General features: G+C 41.0%; 12 protein-coding genes. 3 read left to right on the top strand and 9 right to left on the bottom strand.

Translation table 11 applies throughout. From position 1 onward, the window contains the following. Positions 1–144: 144 nt before the first annotated feature. Entirely contained in the window at positions 145–684 is a 540-nt protein-coding gene (gene abiEi / locus R7O13_RS17880; protein ID WP_318304365.1) for a type IV toxin-antitoxin system AbiEi family antitoxin, read from the bottom strand. A 782-nt stretch (positions 685–1,466) separates the two neighbouring features. Between abiEi and R7O13_RS17875 the strand changes: the two genes are divergently transcribed. The 3 genes from R7O13_RS17875 to R7O13_RS17865 all read left to right on the top strand — a co-directional run bounded on the left by R7O13_RS17875 (position 1,467) and on the right by R7O13_RS17865 (position 4,141). Further along, positions 1,467–1,745, top strand: a complete 279-nt coding sequence (locus tag R7O13_RS17875) for a hypothetical protein (RefSeq protein ID WP_318304363.1) — start codon at positions 1,467–1,469, stop codon at positions 1,743–1,745. Between the two features lie 630 nt (positions 1,746–2,375). Beyond that, on the top strand, positions 2,376–2,966 hold the full coding sequence (locus R7O13_RS17870) for a recombinase family protein (RefSeq protein ID WP_001963163.1): 591 nt from the start codon (positions 2,376–2,378) through the stop codon (positions 2,964–2,966). Between the two features lie 203 nt (positions 2,967–3,169). After that, on the top strand, positions 3,170–4,141 hold the full coding sequence (locus tag R7O13_RS17865) for a hypothetical protein (RefSeq protein ID WP_248407407.1): 972 nt from the start codon (positions 3,170–3,172) through the stop codon (positions 4,139–4,141). An 825-nt stretch (positions 4,142–4,966) separates the two neighbouring features. Here R7O13_RS17865 and R7O13_RS17860 read toward each other — a convergent pair. From R7O13_RS17860 to R7O13_RS17825, 8 genes are all read right to left on the bottom strand, one after another. Further along, entirely contained in the window at positions 4,967–5,668 is a 702-nt protein-coding gene (locus R7O13_RS17860) for a M48 family metallopeptidase (RefSeq protein WP_285339271.1), read from the bottom strand. Between the two features lie 31 nt (positions 5,669–5,699). Continuing rightward, positions 5,700–9,071: a type I restriction endonuclease subunit R gene (locus tag R7O13_RS17855; RefSeq protein ID WP_285339272.1), complete on the bottom strand. Its 3,372-nt coding sequence runs from the start codon at positions 9,069–9,071 to the stop codon at positions 5,700–5,702. Between the two features lie 101 nt (positions 9,072–9,172). Further along, the gene (locus tag R7O13_RS17850) at positions 9,173–10,330 is read right to left on the bottom strand and encodes a restriction endonuclease subunit S (RefSeq protein WP_285339273.1); all 1,158 of its coding nucleotides are present in this window, start codon (positions 10,328–10,330) and stop codon (positions 9,173–9,175) included. A 2-nt stretch (positions 10,331–10,332) separates the two neighbouring features. Continuing rightward, entirely contained in the window at positions 10,333–11,997 is a 1,665-nt protein-coding gene (locus R7O13_RS17845; RefSeq protein ID WP_285339274.1) for a type I restriction-modification system subunit M, read from the bottom strand. A 105-nt stretch (positions 11,998–12,102) separates the two neighbouring features. Continuing rightward, the gene (locus R7O13_RS17840; RefSeq protein WP_029861036.1) at positions 12,103–12,543 is read right to left on the bottom strand and encodes a hypothetical protein; all 441 of its coding nucleotides are present in this window, start codon (positions 12,541–12,543) and stop codon (positions 12,103–12,105) included. 16 nt (positions 12,544–12,559) lie between these two features. Continuing rightward, complete coding sequence (locus R7O13_RS17835; RefSeq protein ID WP_029861035.1) at positions 12,560–13,828, bottom strand: N-6 DNA methylase; 1,269 nt, start codon at positions 13,826–13,828, stop codon at positions 12,560–12,562. Positions 13,829–13,832: 4 nt separating this feature from the next. Continuing rightward, a complete protein-coding gene (locus tag R7O13_RS17830; protein ID WP_049879909.1) occupies positions 13,833–14,426 on the bottom strand; it encodes a restriction endonuclease subunit S in 594 nt (197 codons plus the stop codon). Positions 14,427–14,651: 225 nt separating this feature from the next. Next, the gene (locus R7O13_RS17825; RefSeq protein ID WP_285339275.1) at positions 14,652–17,057 is read right to left on the bottom strand and encodes a hypothetical protein; all 2,406 of its coding nucleotides are present in this window, start codon (positions 17,055–17,057) and stop codon (positions 14,652–14,654) included. Between the last annotated feature and the right edge of the window lie 107 nt (positions 17,058–17,164).

Here is a 17,164-nt window from a genome sequence, read left to right as displayed (position 1 = left end):
ATGATCTACTCCCCTTGAGATTGAACATCTTCGAAGTGACTTTCCTATACCTGTATTTATTCATGAGATACTAATTTAGTAAATGTACTGACAAGGTTTTGTCCAAAAGTGAGTTGTGTGGTTTTTGGGAGTGCCAGCATCTGCCTAATCGTGATCCGTTACAATCAAGTGCGTGTTTCTGCCAACCCTCTTCAAGTCTCGAATGGCAGTCTCTTTACTAGCAATCCGCAGGGGCCGATCTGAAGTTAAGGTATTGCTGATAATGTCAATATCATCACGTTTCGTATGTGTGAACTCGATAACGCCGTAGGGAGTTCTAAACTCCCCTTTACGCCCCGTTGTCATGATAGTAATTCTATCGGTCATTGCTTGAGAAATGACACTGTATTCTGAAAGCGCCGATTCTAGAGAGATGTAGTTGTACTCTCCTCGTCGCAAGCATTTGGCAATGTATTCAATAGTATAACCGCCCTTATGAAGACTGTATGAGAATACATAAACACCGTTGCACACCCGCTCTAGTACTCCAGCTTTCACCAAACGAGGTAAACTTTGCTGGAATGCTGTAAGTGAGTCATCAAAAAATAATCTCCTGAGGTCACTTTTTCGGTAAACGTGTATACCTCGCCTGTCAAATTTATGCAGGCGATCCAATGCATCCCCAATCTTCACTTCAATGCTCATAAGTAGTCATAAAAAGTAAGTATGACATATATTTTTGTACACTTATGATTGAAGATAGCAATTGGTGATCGCTAATACCCTTCCTGATCCCTGATTGGTTTTTCCGAGTTAGGATCCTAACTTGGAATTTGTAGTGATGAATGTGGTTGCTATGAGGCTAAGGAAATGGCAGCACCAATAGTCAAAAGCTGGTTCCCTATTCTCGGTTAGGATCCTAACTCGGAATTTTTGGGATGAATATGGTTACTTTGAGACTAGGGGAAATAGCTGTACTAAGCGCAGCCAGATTCCGATATTCATTCTTGGTTAGGATCCTAACTTGGAATTTGTAGTGATGGACGTGGTTGCTATGAGGCTAGGGAAAATAGCTGTACTAATCGTAGCCAGACTCCGATGTTCATTCCTGGTTAGGATCCTAACTTGGAATTTGTAGTGATGGGCGTGGTTGCTATGAGGCTAGGGGAAATGGCAGTACTAATCGTAGCTAGAATCCGATGTTCTTTCTCGGTTAGGATCCTAACCGAGAATTTATGATGATGAATATGTGGTTCTTTGAGGAGGATAAAGGCAACACTAATAGCAGATTCAGATGTTTTTCATTTTTGCTAAGAGCTTAACTAATTACTATATCTCTAATTTAATAATTAAAAAAACAAAATATTTAATAATTAAATGTTAATGTAATTTTTAAATAGTGATTAAAGGTCCTTTACAAAGAGAATATTACTTGATAAATATAATAGTCATTGAATTTGTCTATATATATCAAGAGGGTTGTCGATATGTCTCAAGTTTTGGTTTATTCTAAACGTAATCGTGAAATTAGTTATCTATCTACAAGAGAAGAACGTAAAACTAAGCTTAATGATCTTAAAGTGGTTTACAATGAAATTTCAGATGAAGAAGCATTACTCAGAGCAAATTCTATTAATCTAGATGACAAGAACAATGTTCCAAAAGTTCGTTTGAAGAGAAAAGATATTAAAGAATGTCGAGTTCCTGGTCTATATGGTTGTAACCGTTATAAGTCAAGAAAAAATGAGACATTCAACGTGTTCTAACATTGTTCTTTTTTTGCACAACGTTAAAGCCTGTTGAATTATGTTAGGCAAGTGGTGAAAGCCTTGAAAACTCCGTTATTAAAGCGGGTGGCAAGTGAATTTGCCAAGATTGGCAATCAATGTGCCAATGCTGGCGTTGAAAGTGCCAGTAGTGGCAGAAGAATTTCCCCCAAATTTTGATGAATTTATCCGATGAACTTCGTTTTTTAAAGTTCAAGCGTTATAGTAATTCATAACTTTATAATAGTTATAACAGTTATAATAGTTATAACATGAAAAATTAATAAAATAAAATTTATTTTTTATGTGTTAATTTTATTGCCAAGGAAAATTAATAGTAACTTTGTTTTTATTATAGATGAATTAAATTTAGAGTAATGTTTGTTACTCACGGATATTCATTTATTTTCTAGGTTTTCTTAAGGCAAAGTTACTTTGTCAAAATTATCGACTTAAGTAGTCAACTTTAGCGAGATGTAAACATATCTGTAGTATCAACAAGCATCCGTTTTCTGACACCAGACGGGAATGAAGTGTTTGCGGTCTCATAAAGTAGGGATCGGATTTTTATGACACCTAACCGATTGATGATACCAATTGTGATGCCAAAAGGAGTAAGTAGTGGATAGTATAGGACGGACATTTGCTTATTGTCGTGTATCGACTAGCGAGCAAACAGTGTCAAATCAGATTTTAGCAATTCGGAATGCTGGCTACGATATTCAAGAACACCGAATTGTACATGAAACAGTTTCTGGTAGTGTGCCTGCAACTGAACGACGTGAGTTCAAAATGTTGATTGAGCATAAACTTGAACCAGGGGACAAACTGGTGGTACTCAAGCTTGATCGACTTGGAAGAGATAACATCGATGTTCAGCATACGATCAGTATGCTGTTAGAAAAAGGTGTTACGCCAATATCTCTTGATCTGCCTACCGCTGATCTAAGCTCAGCAGAGGGACGATTGATGCTACAAATGTTCTCAGCATTTGCTGAGTTTGAGCGAAACCGTATTCGGGAACGGACGTTGGAAGGGCAGGCTAGGGCTAAATCTGAGGGTAAGCGGATTGGCCGACCAGAAGCTATCAGTACAACTCAAAAAGTTCAAGAGTGTAGGGTAAGAGGACTGAGTCAATCCAAAACAGCAAATGCTCTTGGTATCTCCATTCCGACGGTCAAGCGGCATTGGAACAAGCGGCTAACTGAAAGAGTTCAATGAGAACAATGTTCCATGATACTGTTAGGTTGAGTTGAGTTCTGCCAGACGTAATCACTCGTTAAGAGGTTAACGATATTGCAAGAACCTTGTTCTTGCTTAGAGCAAGGCTACTAAGATATCACGCTGATATTTGATACAAGAACATTGTTCTGACTGGAAAATCGGATAACCTTTTTGCTAGGAAACTGCGCTGACAGAAAGGGATGCTTGTGGGCTTATTCATCAATACTCAAAAACTAACGGTAGCAAAAGAGGATCACTTAACTGAATTCTTCGCTGCTGCGTTAAGGTCTTCAGAACGTTTCAATCGAGCATTTGTTAGGTTGATATTCGGAGACCAAGATAGCAGGTTGATCAGCAAGGTCGAGACACAAGTTATCTATCCAGGATGCCGACCAGACATGCGTCTGATATTAAGTGATGGTTCAATTGTTCTTTGTGAAAATAAACTCGATGCTGCCGAAACGATCGGTAATGTTGAGAGTGGCAACCTCTTTCAATTGGAGCGATATCTGCAACTGCCAGTGGATCATGTGATTTATATTCGCTCTGAGTTACTTCCGCCTTCATACCAAGTTATGAGCCATCCTAAGTATCTATCGCCGATAGAAAAGCCTCATTATTTGTGGCGTGATATTTACCCTTTGTTATGCGAAGACTCCAATCCAATCGCCAAAGAATTACGAGGTGGTTTTAAGAGCATGGGATTTGTTCCTGCTCACCCAGTGATTGGTGATCTGACACGCAATGCGCCTAGAGCACAAAGAGAGAATTTCTCTAAATTTTGGATGCTGACAACAACTGCGGCAATTCAACAAGGTTGGAAGGTAGCAATTGGAGATGTAGTAGAACGATACTTTTACCACGAAACAGCAGAACTTGCTCGGGAAGTGTTCGTAAGCCCAATAAACCCTACACGATTTCTGATTCGTTACACACCGCAAATATCTCAATGTGACGCTCTATTAAGCGCACTCGATACCGTTAAAAGTGAAGCCGAAGCAGTGGTAGTAGTAACGAAAAAAACGGTGTCACGAGCGAGTGGATTGGTCACTGTTATAGATGTTGAAACTCCAATGAACAATGTTCTCCCAGATCAACTAAAAACAGTGGAACAGATAGAGTCTAAGCTCAAAGGGTATGTATTGCCTTATCTCAGGTTAGCTTTTAAGTAACCCCTGTTTTGATATGATGTTAATAACCATCTCGACAGTGAGATGATATTTACTTGGAACAATGTTCTTATCGCAATCTTAAAATAGTAAAGATTGGTTATTTGAATAATCAATAAAAACTGTGTAGAAGAACAATGTTCCGAATGATAAGTAGGAGAATCTTCCTTTTAATAAACTAGGCTTCCAGAGTTAATCATTAAAACTCAAGAGATAATCTTCTAAAAATAGAATTAATTAAAGAACCTGAGAACAGTATTACAATTAATAATAAAAAGGCCGAGATAAACTCGACCTTTTTATCCAACGCTTAACCGCCAGTTGGCGCGGAAGTGTAACCATCTATTAGCGGATAAAATAGTGATACATTTACTTGTATTAAAACTAATTTTTCTTTAAGCCACCAGTGAGGTGGAAGGAATTACTTTTACTGTTAAAGTTGAAGTAATATTAGTTTAAATATATCTTTAAGCCACTTTCTAGATAGAAGCTCTGCTTCTTGCTACGGGATTTAATATATTAGATTGTTTTTTCTTAATCAAGAGTTTTTTCAACTTGACTAAAAAGTTTTTTATGTATAATGAAAAACATTAAAAACTATATTGAATTAAAATTTGTTAGTTGAGTGGTTTTAATTGGTGTGTATGTATCATAAACCTATTTGAACACCTAAGTTTGATACTGCGAGAACATTGTTCTCGCTAGGTTCCTAAAAGATGAAAGTTATTCAATTAAATTAGCGAATAAAAAGTCGTGAGTAGAGGGCGAGTGAAAGATTGAGATCAATGGGCAGTGCCTCCTGACATTTTTAAAGTGCAGTAGACTCCGCTAGATCCCCATCCCTGAACGCTCTACCTCTTCATGCAGCTCTTTCCAGTCAGGACAATACTTGGCGACTAGTTTCCAAAAGTTTTTGCTATGGCTTTTTTCTACGGTATGACATAGCTCATGAAGGATTATGTAATCCATCACCTTATTGGAAAACTCCATGCAACGAGGGTGGAACTCCAGAACATTGTTCTCGGTGCAGTTAGCCCAACGTGCATCAAACTTTCTTATGTGGAAAGTTGTGGCTTGCATACCCGTTTCCTGCTGCCAATAGCGTAAGCGAGAAGCAACTTTCTCTAGGGCTTTCTGTTTGTAGAAACGCTCCAACGCTGGTTTGAATCGCTCACGGCTGACGAAGTGGCCTTCGGGAGAAAGAACTTTAAAACGGCTTTGGTTAAACTTTACTTCTACCGTCGATAACTCTGGCGCTGGGATCACTTCACAATAGAAAGAACGGCCACGATAAGGCGCTCGGCTACCTGTGACTATTTCTTCTTTTAACGGTTGATTGACTTCCGCTAAGCGCTCTTTAATCCATCTTGCTCTGTAACGAATCAGCTCACGTTGCTCATCCTCAGAGACACTTGGGCCTCTGAGAAGAACAGTCTTACCTCGTTCTACAGTAACGTAGTGGTGACTGAGTTTTGAGTCGAGCTTAAATTCCCACTCGATTTCAGTTGTACCGTATTGAAAAATTGGCATGTGTTTCTTTCGTCATTGATGAAGCAAAGGATCAGTTGTTCAGCATAATACTGAAAATTTCAGCAGAGTGCTGACGTGCTACTGTCATATCCCAGCCTCCAAGACCACGTAAAATCGTTCTGATTGTTTTTTTGATCTCATTATGAATATCAGTCTGCTTTTTCCATATCGGTGACAACATGACTTCAGCGATATCAGGGTGGCTAAAGATGCCTTTAGTCCATGCTAGAGCTTCAGCTTCCTCTACCTGTTTTTCCAGATAGTTGAACACGGCTCGCTCTGTTGCTGTACCCAAGCCCATTTCAGATGGTTTCGCATCTTTATCACGTATACGCTGAGCAAAAAGCTCTAGCTGTTCTAGGAATAGTGCTTGTTCAATACGTCCTTCACGTTCATCTTGGATAAGCTTTTCTAGCTCTTCTTCCAAGTCACCAAAGAAGGCAGGATCTTTACCTTTACCCGTCTTAATGGTGTGCTTGAGTTTGTTCTTCATGACTAATGCTGCACTCCCTGCACTTTTTTGTTTGCGGAGTAGATCCATATCCGCAGCATCCAGTATTGAAACTTCACGGCCTAACAAGCTCTTAACTTCACTCGCTTCTATATGCTCGTCGAGCATGTTTTTAAGCAGCTCAGATTCAGATGCGGTGATGCGAACCGTATCAGCACTCTCAGGCATTTTGTTGCGCAGTTGGAGTTTTATCTCATTCAGCACTTTGAAGTAAGGCTGATATTTAGATGCGCGTTCGTCGGGTAACACGATATCTAAGCGGCTATTGAATCCAGCGAGAGCAACGAGGAAGTCTTCAACAATATCTAGGCGAGTATCTGGGTCTAGGTAGAGATCGGCATCCTCTTTGTAAGGTTCTGGTTGCTTCACGGGATTGTGCTTTTTCGGAAGAATGTCTAACACTTTTGTCAAAGCTGATTGAAGACGTGGTAACTCCGCTTCGACGTCCGTCCATACTTGATCGGGTTGTACGTCACCCCCATAAACTTTCAGCGCTTCATCTAGGTACTCAACCACCCCGAAGTAATCGACAATATAACCCGCTTTCTTGCCTTTTCGAGTTCGGTTTACACGAGCAATAGCCTGAAGCAAAGTATGTTCTTTGAGCGGTTTATCCAAATATAAAGTGCTGACAATAGGCGCATCCCAACCAGTTAACAGCATGTCCGAAACGATGATTAACCCAATGTTGTTAAACTTGGTTTCTTCTTTGGTATTAGCGGATTCATCACCATAAGGCAGCTTAAATTCATCATTCACCAAGCTTGGGATCTTTTCAGACGGTACGGCTATCGGTGTTTGGCCTTGTTGGAGTTCCCGCTTGATACGCTCTTCGATAGTTTCAAGTTTTGAGGTTGAGCCTGATGCATAGTGAGCTTGTTGTTCACTTATACCTGTGCGCTTATCTGTCATACTACCGAGAGAGATAATCACTCGGCTTTCAAAGGTCGGCAGACCTTTGTTTTGACGTTCCTGCATGATTTGGTTTAGTACGTCTTTATAGCGAACAGCCATATCACGCCCGTCACATACCAGCATGGCTTTAAAGCCGCGAGGCTTCACACTTGATAGAAAATGTTCGACGAGATGGCGAGCATTCTCCTCAATACGCCCGATAGCACCACGACGTTTTTTGAGTAACTCTTGCTTTAGCTTTTTCTTACGGGCTAAAGGTTCATTACCAAATTCATCCTCAAAAGCTTGTTTTAGCTTTCCGTCGCTACCCCATTGCGCCATACCTTCAAGATATTTAATAGGCAGTGTCGCGCCATCTGCAACCGCCTCGTCGAGGCGGTAAGTATCGATGTACTCTTTACCGCCGAATGTACCCAAGGTTTCTTTATCGTCTTTAAAAAGCGGGGTGCCAGTAAAAGCTATGAACTTCGCATTAGGTAAAGAAGCACGCATGAATGCAGCAAGGAATCCATACTGACTTCGGTGAGCTTCATCAACCATCACGAAGAAGTTTGGCTTGGTACTCAGAACTCGAAAATCAACTTTCTCTTCACTCACGAGTTCCCATTTGGCTTTTTTAGGGTTGCCATTGGCATCACTTTGGCCGTGAAGAACATTGTTCTCCTTTAAAATCCAGCATTGTTCTTGCCCAGAGTCATCCTTCCTCAAAACGCGTCTGACACGACTTTTAGAGTCTGCAATGGAATCCTCATCTTCAGACTCTTTTGCGGCCTGTATCTGCTTACCATCGCTTTCTTGAAACTTTTGAACGGTCGAAGTGAAAATCGTGCCGTAGTCATTGCTGAGCATGGCTTCTAGCCCAGCGACGGAATCTGCTTTAATCGATTCAAGGCCGACATTAGTAAAGGTATTGTGGATCTGACGGTCAAGGTCAGTGCGATCGGTAAGAATCAAAATACTTGGGTTATTGAAACCAGAAATTTCGGCTCGCATTAAACGGGCAAGTAGTGCCATCGTCAGTGATTTACCACTCCCTTGCGTATGCCAAACCACGCCGCCAAGTTCTTGGCCTAATAGTTGTGGGTCTTTACCCTGTAAACGGAGCAGCGTCTTCTCTACGGCACGCCACTGCTGGTAACGTGGAAGCTTCTTGATCATGACGCCTTTTTCTATTTCATACATAGGGTAGAAACAGACTAAGCGCACGAAGCGGGAAGGCTCGAACAATGCCCACAGTAGCTTATCTTGCTCTGTAGGTTTCTTTCCTAATTGATTTTCTAATTCGGTAAGAACAATGTTCTCGTCAGGCTTTTTCGGATCAAATTTGTAAGTCAGATAGAACTGTTCTGACGCATAGATAGCGCCATACTTGGCTTGGCTACGATTAATGGCAGCACAAACCATATTAAAGGCAAAGTGTTGAGTAAAAGTGCCTTGGTAGCCATCAATTTGTGCAATGCCTTTGCTGAGCTTAATTGAGCTGTTTTTACACTCAATCAAGCCAAGGGGTAAGCCATTAATGAATAAAAGTAAATCGGGTTTAAAAAGTTCATCGTTAGCATTTTTGCCAACGTACTGATCAACCACATGGAATAAGTTACCCTCGGCACCCGTTTGGTTAATGAAGCGGATGCTACGAGGTTGACCATATTTGTCTTTTTGTTGCAGGTTCGATTGAAACAGAACATTCTTCCAGAATGCATGGTTTGCCAGCATTAAGTCGCTGTTATGCTCAAACCATATGTCTCTGAGCTGTTTGATCGCTTTGTTTGCACCGTTCGGAACTTCGGCCAGCCAAGGGTTAAGGGCGTGTAACCTGTCAGTTAGCACAGATTCCAGAATAACAGGCTCGGTCTTGTGTGTTTGCTCTACATCTCGACCTTTAATGTGCTGGTAACCAAGAGTTTTTAACCATTCAATCGCTGGGCGTTCTACCCCGACGAGTTCTGGATTCGATGATTCAGCCTGACCTGACATACCTTGTTCCTTTATTTATTGTTATTCATTTTTTATTGTTCATTTAAATTACGTTTTTTGCTTTTTAGATGCCTTCGCTTGAAGGCATCATGAAGCAATCGCTAAGCGGCTTCAGTTTCCTCAACAGGAACTCGCCATTCACCAGTAAGTAGCTTCTGCATCAAGCCTTTTTTTAGTTGCTGGGTTTCAGCTTTTTGTTGTTCGAGTATTTGTTTTTTCAGTGAGACTGCATCCAAAATTTCAGTGATTTTTTCTTGTTCTATTAAAGGTGGAAAAGCTGCTTTTTGCCTATGAACAATATTTCTATTAAGAGTTGGGACGCCCGTTCCTGTTCCAAACCTTTTGAGGTTTAAGTTTTCTAGAAAGTAGAAGCAATATTTTTTACTGTTGCCTTTGAAGTCTTTAATATAAAGAGAAGTATTTAATGGCCAGAAACTACCTTCAGAAAAATAAACTTTCCCTAGAGTCCCAGATCTTCCTGTAATAACACCAGGCTCTTCTACTACTGCTTGAGAGTGATAACCTGCAATACCGTTCGAACCAATAATGGGAACACTACCGCCCATGCGACTCTGAACTGGTAAATCATGTCCTCTTTGAAGCTCTAAGAAGTCGATGACCTCTCCAACTTCCCATGAACTAGGCACAAGGTCAGAGGAAAACTCAGTATGTGGTTGCCAGTTCCCATTTTCGTCCTGAACCCCAACACCTTCTGAAAACAACTTTTGCATTAAGCTTGTTTTTAGCTTTTCGGTTTCTGCTATCTTTTGATCGATAAGGTCGATTTTTTTATCAACTGTCGAAAGGATATCTGCAATTTTCTGTTGTTCTTCGATTGTAGGGATAAGAATACTCATCTTCGCAATCATTTCCATTCGTACCGAATCTACAGAACCTTTTGCACTCATTCGTGATACACGCTGAAAAAAGCGATAGCGAAAAAACTGGTAGAAATACCTTCCTAAAACGTGAGGTTTAAAGTTATGGATGTTATAGACACGTTGATGGTAGTGAAATTTCCCATTCACATAGTGATAAATCTTACCAACTCCTACACCATCACCTGATGTCAAAACTCCCTCTCCATCAAACGTATATTTGTTTACTCTTTCAATAGTGTTTGAGCGTACAAAAAAGGGATATTTACCACCATCTTCTCGGTCTTGAGTATCTCCAGTGCCTGTTTTTATCGATGCAAAGTCTTCGATGTGCTCAACTTTCCATCCATCAGGAATGTTATTAATCTTATTACCAAGCATAATTAACCCTGTTTAATGATGGATGACAATTGTTTAGATAAAGATTGATCAACCTCAGCTAGTTTCGAATCAATATTTGTAAGATTGTTCAGTACATCTTGTATATCTACAATTTCTTCGGGTTCTGAAGTATCTACATATCGACTGATGTTGAGATTAAAGTCATTCTGTTTTATTTCTGCAATATCGACAACGCGTAGATATTTATCAACCGAGACAGAGTCCAGCAACTTAGAAAGTTTATCTTCCGTTTGCTCTCCTGCATCAACTAAAGTTTGTTTCGCTTTGCTGTACTCGGTCGTGATGCGCTTGATATCGCCTTCGCGAAGGAAGTTCATCGCTTTACCTTCGCCAAACTCGGCGGAAGCATCAACGAAAATAACCTTATTCTTCAGTGCGGCAGGTTTGTCTTTATTGATTATCAATACCGCAGCCGCGATGCCAGTGTTGAAGAAAAGTGCTGGCGGCAAACCAACGACACCTTCGATCAAGTCGCCTTTAAATTCATCGTTGCCGATAAGCATACCTTTACGAATTTTACCCTCATCACCTTCACGGAAAAGTACACCGTGAGGGACAACAACGCCGATGCGACCATCATCTTTCGTTGAGGCAACCATATGTTGAACAAAGGCTAGATCTGCTTTAGTCCTTGGTGCAACGCCAAGGCCAAATCGACCATAAGGATCTTTAAGGTCAGTGCTGTATTTAACATTTCTCTCTTTGCCGTTATCGCCAACTATCTTGCCGCCATTCAATTCCAACGGTTCCCACCAGTTTTTGATTGAAAATGGAGGGTTGGCAATCACACGGTCGAACGTTTGAAGGCCTTCGCCATCTTTATGTAATGGATTTACCAGTGTATCGCCGCGCTTAATGTCACCATCTAGGTTGTGCAAGAACATGTTGAGTTTGGCAATTGCCCATGTTCCTAGGTTCTTCTCCTGACCGTAAAGTTTACAGTTAGGTTTACCCATGATGGTGCCATTCTCGTAGTTCTCTTTGATGTGACGAGCGGACTCAACCAACATACCGCCACACCCACAGGTCAAATCGTAAATTTCATGACCTGGTTGTGGGTCAATCAGCTTAACAATAAGCTCTACCACTTCGTGAGGGGTGTAGAACTCGCCACCTTTCTTGCCTGCATCATCAGCAAATTTACCAATCAAATACTCGTATGCATCACCAAGTAGGTCGGCTTTGTAGAGGTTTTTATTGCCCAGCTTGTGTTGGTTAAAGTGGCGGAGCAGGCGAGTCAGTAGCTCATTGCTGAGCTTCTCTTTATCACCGAACTGAATGGCGGTAAGCACTTTTTCTAGTGATGGATTTTGATGTTCGATTTCAGCAAAGGCTTCATCGATGTACTCACCAATATTTTCCGTTCTTTCGATCAGCTTGTTCCAACGTGCATACACAGGAACGAATTGCTCTGGGTTATCTTCCTGAATGAGCGCCATTGCTTCTTCAGCGCTGCAACCTTCCTCTTCCATCACGGCTTCTACACGCTCGTCAAAAACGTCTGAAAGACGTTTTAAGAACAGGAGACCAAAGATATAGTTTTTGAAGTCTGAGCTATCTACGGTGCCACGCATGATGTTTGCGCTGCCCCAAAGCCATGTTTTTAGCTCTTCAAGGCTGATTTTTTCTACTGTTTCGGTTGTCATAGTATTCTGTCGTTCACTTCTCCGCGCTGCGGAGGTCATAGATGATTGTCGGTATTATACAGTAAGCAGCCTTGCTTAAGCTGCTTACTGTCATAAAGAGTCAAACTAAGGGTGTTTCGCTGCAAGCCATGCGTAGTAAACCAAAGCGTTCAAGATATACCAGCGCGACTTTGCATTCTTATCTTGCCTTACATCCTTAAACCAATGGAAAAACATTGACTTAACTTCAGGGGTTACTTTGAACGTCATCATCACGTTGTTATGACACAAGTACAGCTCTTCTGTTGCTTGAAGAGGACGTACACCCATAGCGCATAGGTAAGCCGCTTGTACGATTGCACTCAGAGCTTTTTTCCTCCTGCTTTGCTTTTCTCGTGTTCCTACATTCTCAAACTGGTGCTGAAAATCAGAAAAAAGCTTTTCTGGAACAGGGAGCCACTCAAAGGATTGATTCGCTGTTTTTATACGATAATGTTTGTTTCTTGCTAATGTATAAAACTCTGCTTTTGGTAGTTGTGTCTCAATAGATACAGTGATTTTTAACATTTAGTACCCCCTTACGTTATTGGTTTAGTAGTGCGAATAACTCCTCTTGAGTCTCTTCGAATTGTTGTTTTGATTGCTGAAGCGCCATCATCTGAACTTCAACGGAAGGCAATACAAGCTCTTCCTCAGCAGACAGGTAATGGGCTACATTTAGGTTATTGCCTGAGTTGTCATGCTCAAGTTGTCTGATTTCTCGAACCGTTACATTTCTTGCATTAGGACTATCTTCGGAACCATTCACAAGGCTTCGAGCTAACTTAAGATCCTCTGCATTTAAGGTGACTGTTGTTCTATTTCTATTGCCGATATCTCTCAAATCAACAAAACGAATAGGTGAGCCTTTTTCTTTAGATTTATCTAAGATCAGTAACACTGGCTCTATGCTGGTATGGTTTAGGGAACCAGATGGTAAAGCTACGACTTTGTCTACCAACTCGTTATCAAGGAGATACTCACGTACTTCAGCGTCATATCCACCTCTAAACAGACAGCCCTGAGGCAGCACTAGATAAGCTTTTCCTTTGCTCTCTAAATGATACAAAGCAAACTGAATCCATAATGCATCTCCCGCAGACGTTGGCAGTGCTTTATTCAAGTCAAGAACATATGGAAGTGTTGCTATCTGCTCTCTAATTTCACTATCTAACCGCAAGCCAAGTGGTGGCTCCATAACAACAAGGTCATACTTTTGTTTGGGATGGTTTAGCTCAAGTAAGCTGTTACCAATGGAAAGCTCTGCATTCTTGTTTTCGATGATCAAGAGGCGTTGAGCAAGGCTGGCAGTAGAAGCCACGTACTCTTGAAGAAAACTATGTTTTGTTTCAATCAATGAAGTCATACGTGCTAGGCCACAAGCTGCATCTAGTAGGCTCTTATCGTGAACATCGCCAATTAGTGCTGGCAACAATGCCTCTGTATAGCGAGAGCTGCCAAACTCTCCTGATGCTTTACCCACGTTCTCAGTCAACTCCTCTCGGATAGCCGATGCCAACGGTTTTAAGTCTTCTAATTCAGATAGCGTGTAAACAATATCAACAACAATTTGATCAGGTAGCCTCGATAAAGAGATGCTTGGTTCAAAGGTATGCGAGAGCACCCCATCAACCATTTTTTTAATTTCAGGAACCAGTGTACTGGCTCCCATATCTTTAATTTTATCGAATTGATCAGGTGCTAAGGATGCACCAGCGGCAATAGTCGCAATGACATCTAAACCATCACGTACCTCTACAGAACCTCGGCAGTGGTCTAACATTTTCCATAGTGATTTCTTATAGTTAACCATTACGTTATTCCTCCCACATCCAATTAAGAACCTTCGCCTGTACGGCTTTCTCTTGTTCCTCAATTAAAGACATTGCAGCTCTTTTCGCCTTTACATGCGAATGAAACAAAGTAGAGATTTGATGCTGTTTAACGATCGATGGGAAAGGTAGTTCCAGCTTCTTTAACGAGCCTAATGAAATACTCTTGACCGCATTAGTTGAAGAGGAAATGCTCGGACTATTTAAAGTTTGCTTTCCGATAGGAGAGTTAAAGTAAGTAACCAAAAACTCACCAGAATGCTCTTCCTTTAGGCGCAAGACTATGAAATTTGCAGTAACCACAAGGTTTAGTTTCGCTGCGTCTTCATCGACAATACAACAACGCATTGACTGACCACGAGCTAACAAGACGACATCCCCTGCTTTGAGCAGGAATTTACCTATCTGCTTCCCTTCCTTGATTTCGATATCTTGTAACCCTTCAGTCGCTATATAGCCATCCGAGCTAAGATCTGATGCGCGGAGTGCTTTATACGTTTCACGTGTTCCTGATACCTCTTTGTTGAAGAAAGAGTTGGGAGCGCCTGCAAACATAGCTGCACATTGCTTGGATAACATACCACCTCCTTGAATCGTAAATCGTTTAGTATTTATGTGTTAAAAGTATATTAGACATCACATTGCTAACAGTCAACTAATAAATACTAATTAAATTACGATTTTTTGTGTATGAATAATGATTGTGAGTGGGAGGCTCTCATTCGAATTAAGTAAGATTATGATTTGATAGGGGATATTCCCTGCTACCTTCTGAGTGTCGTGGTAGCAGGGCAGTGTTGGTTGTTAAGCTGCGGACTTGGTAGTTTCAGATGGGGCTGTATAGTAAGCATAATTACGAGCGTTTTTATGCATTTCTACTTTTGCTTTCTTGCTACTGCTGCGGAATGTCCCAACTTCGAAGCCTAATGAGTTTAAGAGTCTTTTCAGGTATGACGTCGCCTTGTTTGGTTTTGCCTCTTGATGAAGAGGCTTGCTAATGTGTAAGCCATCTTTAAAAGCCCAGTTTAATACCTCTTGCTTCAAATAGCAGGCTTTTACAATCTGGCGAACATCGTCTTTGTGAATCCAAAAAGCGTCGCGTTCGACAGAAAAGCCATACTTTCTCAAAATATTGTCATAGATGAACATCGCGGCACAATGGTGCTTGTCTTCGATTTCCACTTTGTCACTAGTGCGATTCACGAACGGGAATGAATCAAACACACTTCGATTAGCTAAGAACTTGAAGTGGAAGTTAACGTCATCTTCTGTAACTTTTTTCACTCCGTAATCCCGTTTGATCTGAAACTTAGTTAAAGAAGCGCTATCAGAAGATGTCCTTCTGTCTTTAGCCCATAACCAGGAAGCTTGCTCTTGAGTTAAATCAGGTGAGGATACAATCGCTTGCACTTCTAACTCTTTGTACGCTTTGGCTGCCAGAGTAGCACTCTTTTGAGCAAACAGTTGTGCTGTAAAAGAGGATGGGGCCGATGTAGTCATAAAACCGAGTTCTTCCAACGTTAAATGTAAATGCAAGGCTAAAGGAGCGAAGAAGCGCTTTTTAACGTTGTTGAATGCAATGTTCAACTTGTCAGTTGGTTGGACATGGACTGTTGGTTTGTACGTCGTCTCTTTGGCATGTGGCGTAATGAAATCTTTGTATGCATCAACGGCAAACCAAATTTGTTTTGCTGTACGAAATCGACGTGCAAAATTAATCAGTTCTAAGGGTGTCAACGTCTTATCGCAGAAAACCACAACTTTGTTAGTAAAGTGCGTAGTAATTGAGAATCCTGAACTTAAGCAAGGAGATGCCATGATTGCGTTATACTTATTAATCTCTTCGTTTGGATTCTCCAAAAAGGCTTTTTGAGCAGGCATGTCTTTATTGTGAGCGTGGATAATTAAGACACCGTCTTTTAGTGCTTCTTCTTCACTATCTAGCTTATTAGTATCTTTATAGCCTAGTGATTGGGTAACCTGACGAAGTGTGACGAGAGAATCAAACAGGAACACTTTATCTTCCTCAATGAGACGCTCTTTGAGATAAACGTTGGAGAGGTACTGGTTTTTATCTGTGATCACAGCTTTGATTGAAGAGTACGGATTTTCTTTACAATCCAATAGTGTCACTTCGCTTCTTAACTCTTTGATGTAACTCAAGCTAATATCTGAAAGATCAGCATCACCCACAATCAATTGTGGGACATTACGAATGGCTTCTGACAAGCTTTCAAAAACTTGTTGCTTTGGTAACTGTTTACTTGGTTCAGAACATACGACAGTCGTCAGTACTTTTTCGAACTCATCAATGATAAGGATATCCGCCTGATTAAGCACAGAGCGAATATGAGATTTCCAAATACTGTTTACAACAACCCCCATTGCATCCGCTTGTTCTAGTTCGCACAAATCTTGGTTGTAGCTGACTGCGAAATTGTCATTACAGTATTGTTCGACTAGGGCGGTCAGATAAGACAGGTAAACGATCTTCTTGCTTTTGCTACGAGCCGCTTTCGCTAATGGACCAAATAGATGCTTAGTCTTCCCTGTACCTGTTGCCGCTCTTACTGCAAGAGTTTTGCTGTCGTTGATAAGCTGTGAGCACAGCGGAGAACGCAATGAATCAACGGTGATGGTCTTAGTTTGAAGAGTTGGAGACATAAATTTTCTCACTCTATTGCGATTCTGTTCGAGTTGCTCATCAAGTGCAGCTCTCAATAACTCAATACTCTGAACGCCCTGTAAATCTGACAGAAAGGTGTTAACACATGCCTCGGTTGTGCTGTTTGTAAGCGGAACAGTACGAATCAATTGTCTGGAAAGCCACTGCGATGTCTCTTTGCACGGTGATAGAGAGTTGCAAAGGGTTAGATAAGTCACAGTGCTTCTAAAGTTCTCTAAGCTGTAGTAAATCCCTGTCGCGCTATCTAACATTGGAACACGACTTCCACAGTAGTTGCTTTTCATTAATCTAGCCGTTTGAGTCGGGAACAGCTTTGAATCGGCGACTAATGTAATCGTATAGCCAGCATCTAGATAATATCTGACGACATCCATCGCATTGCTTCTGTCGTTGCGTAGAGCAACGACTCGATGATCATTCGAGCGATGCTGAAGGCACGGGTCGAGCATAATGAAAACCGACTTAGCTTTTGAGGTTTGAAGTAGAGTGTGTTCTGTAGATTGAGATTGCGCGATGACGTTCATTTATTCTAATTCCTGCTTGAACGTAAAAGTGCAAAATTTCTAGATAATATATATAACTAAAAAATTCTGCACTTTTACCAGCATGCTAAAGCATGCAGTAAACAATT

It is taken from the genome of Vibrio sp. Y176 (assembly GCF_033438945.1).
This window is presented reverse-complemented; position numbering and strand designations above follow the sequence as displayed.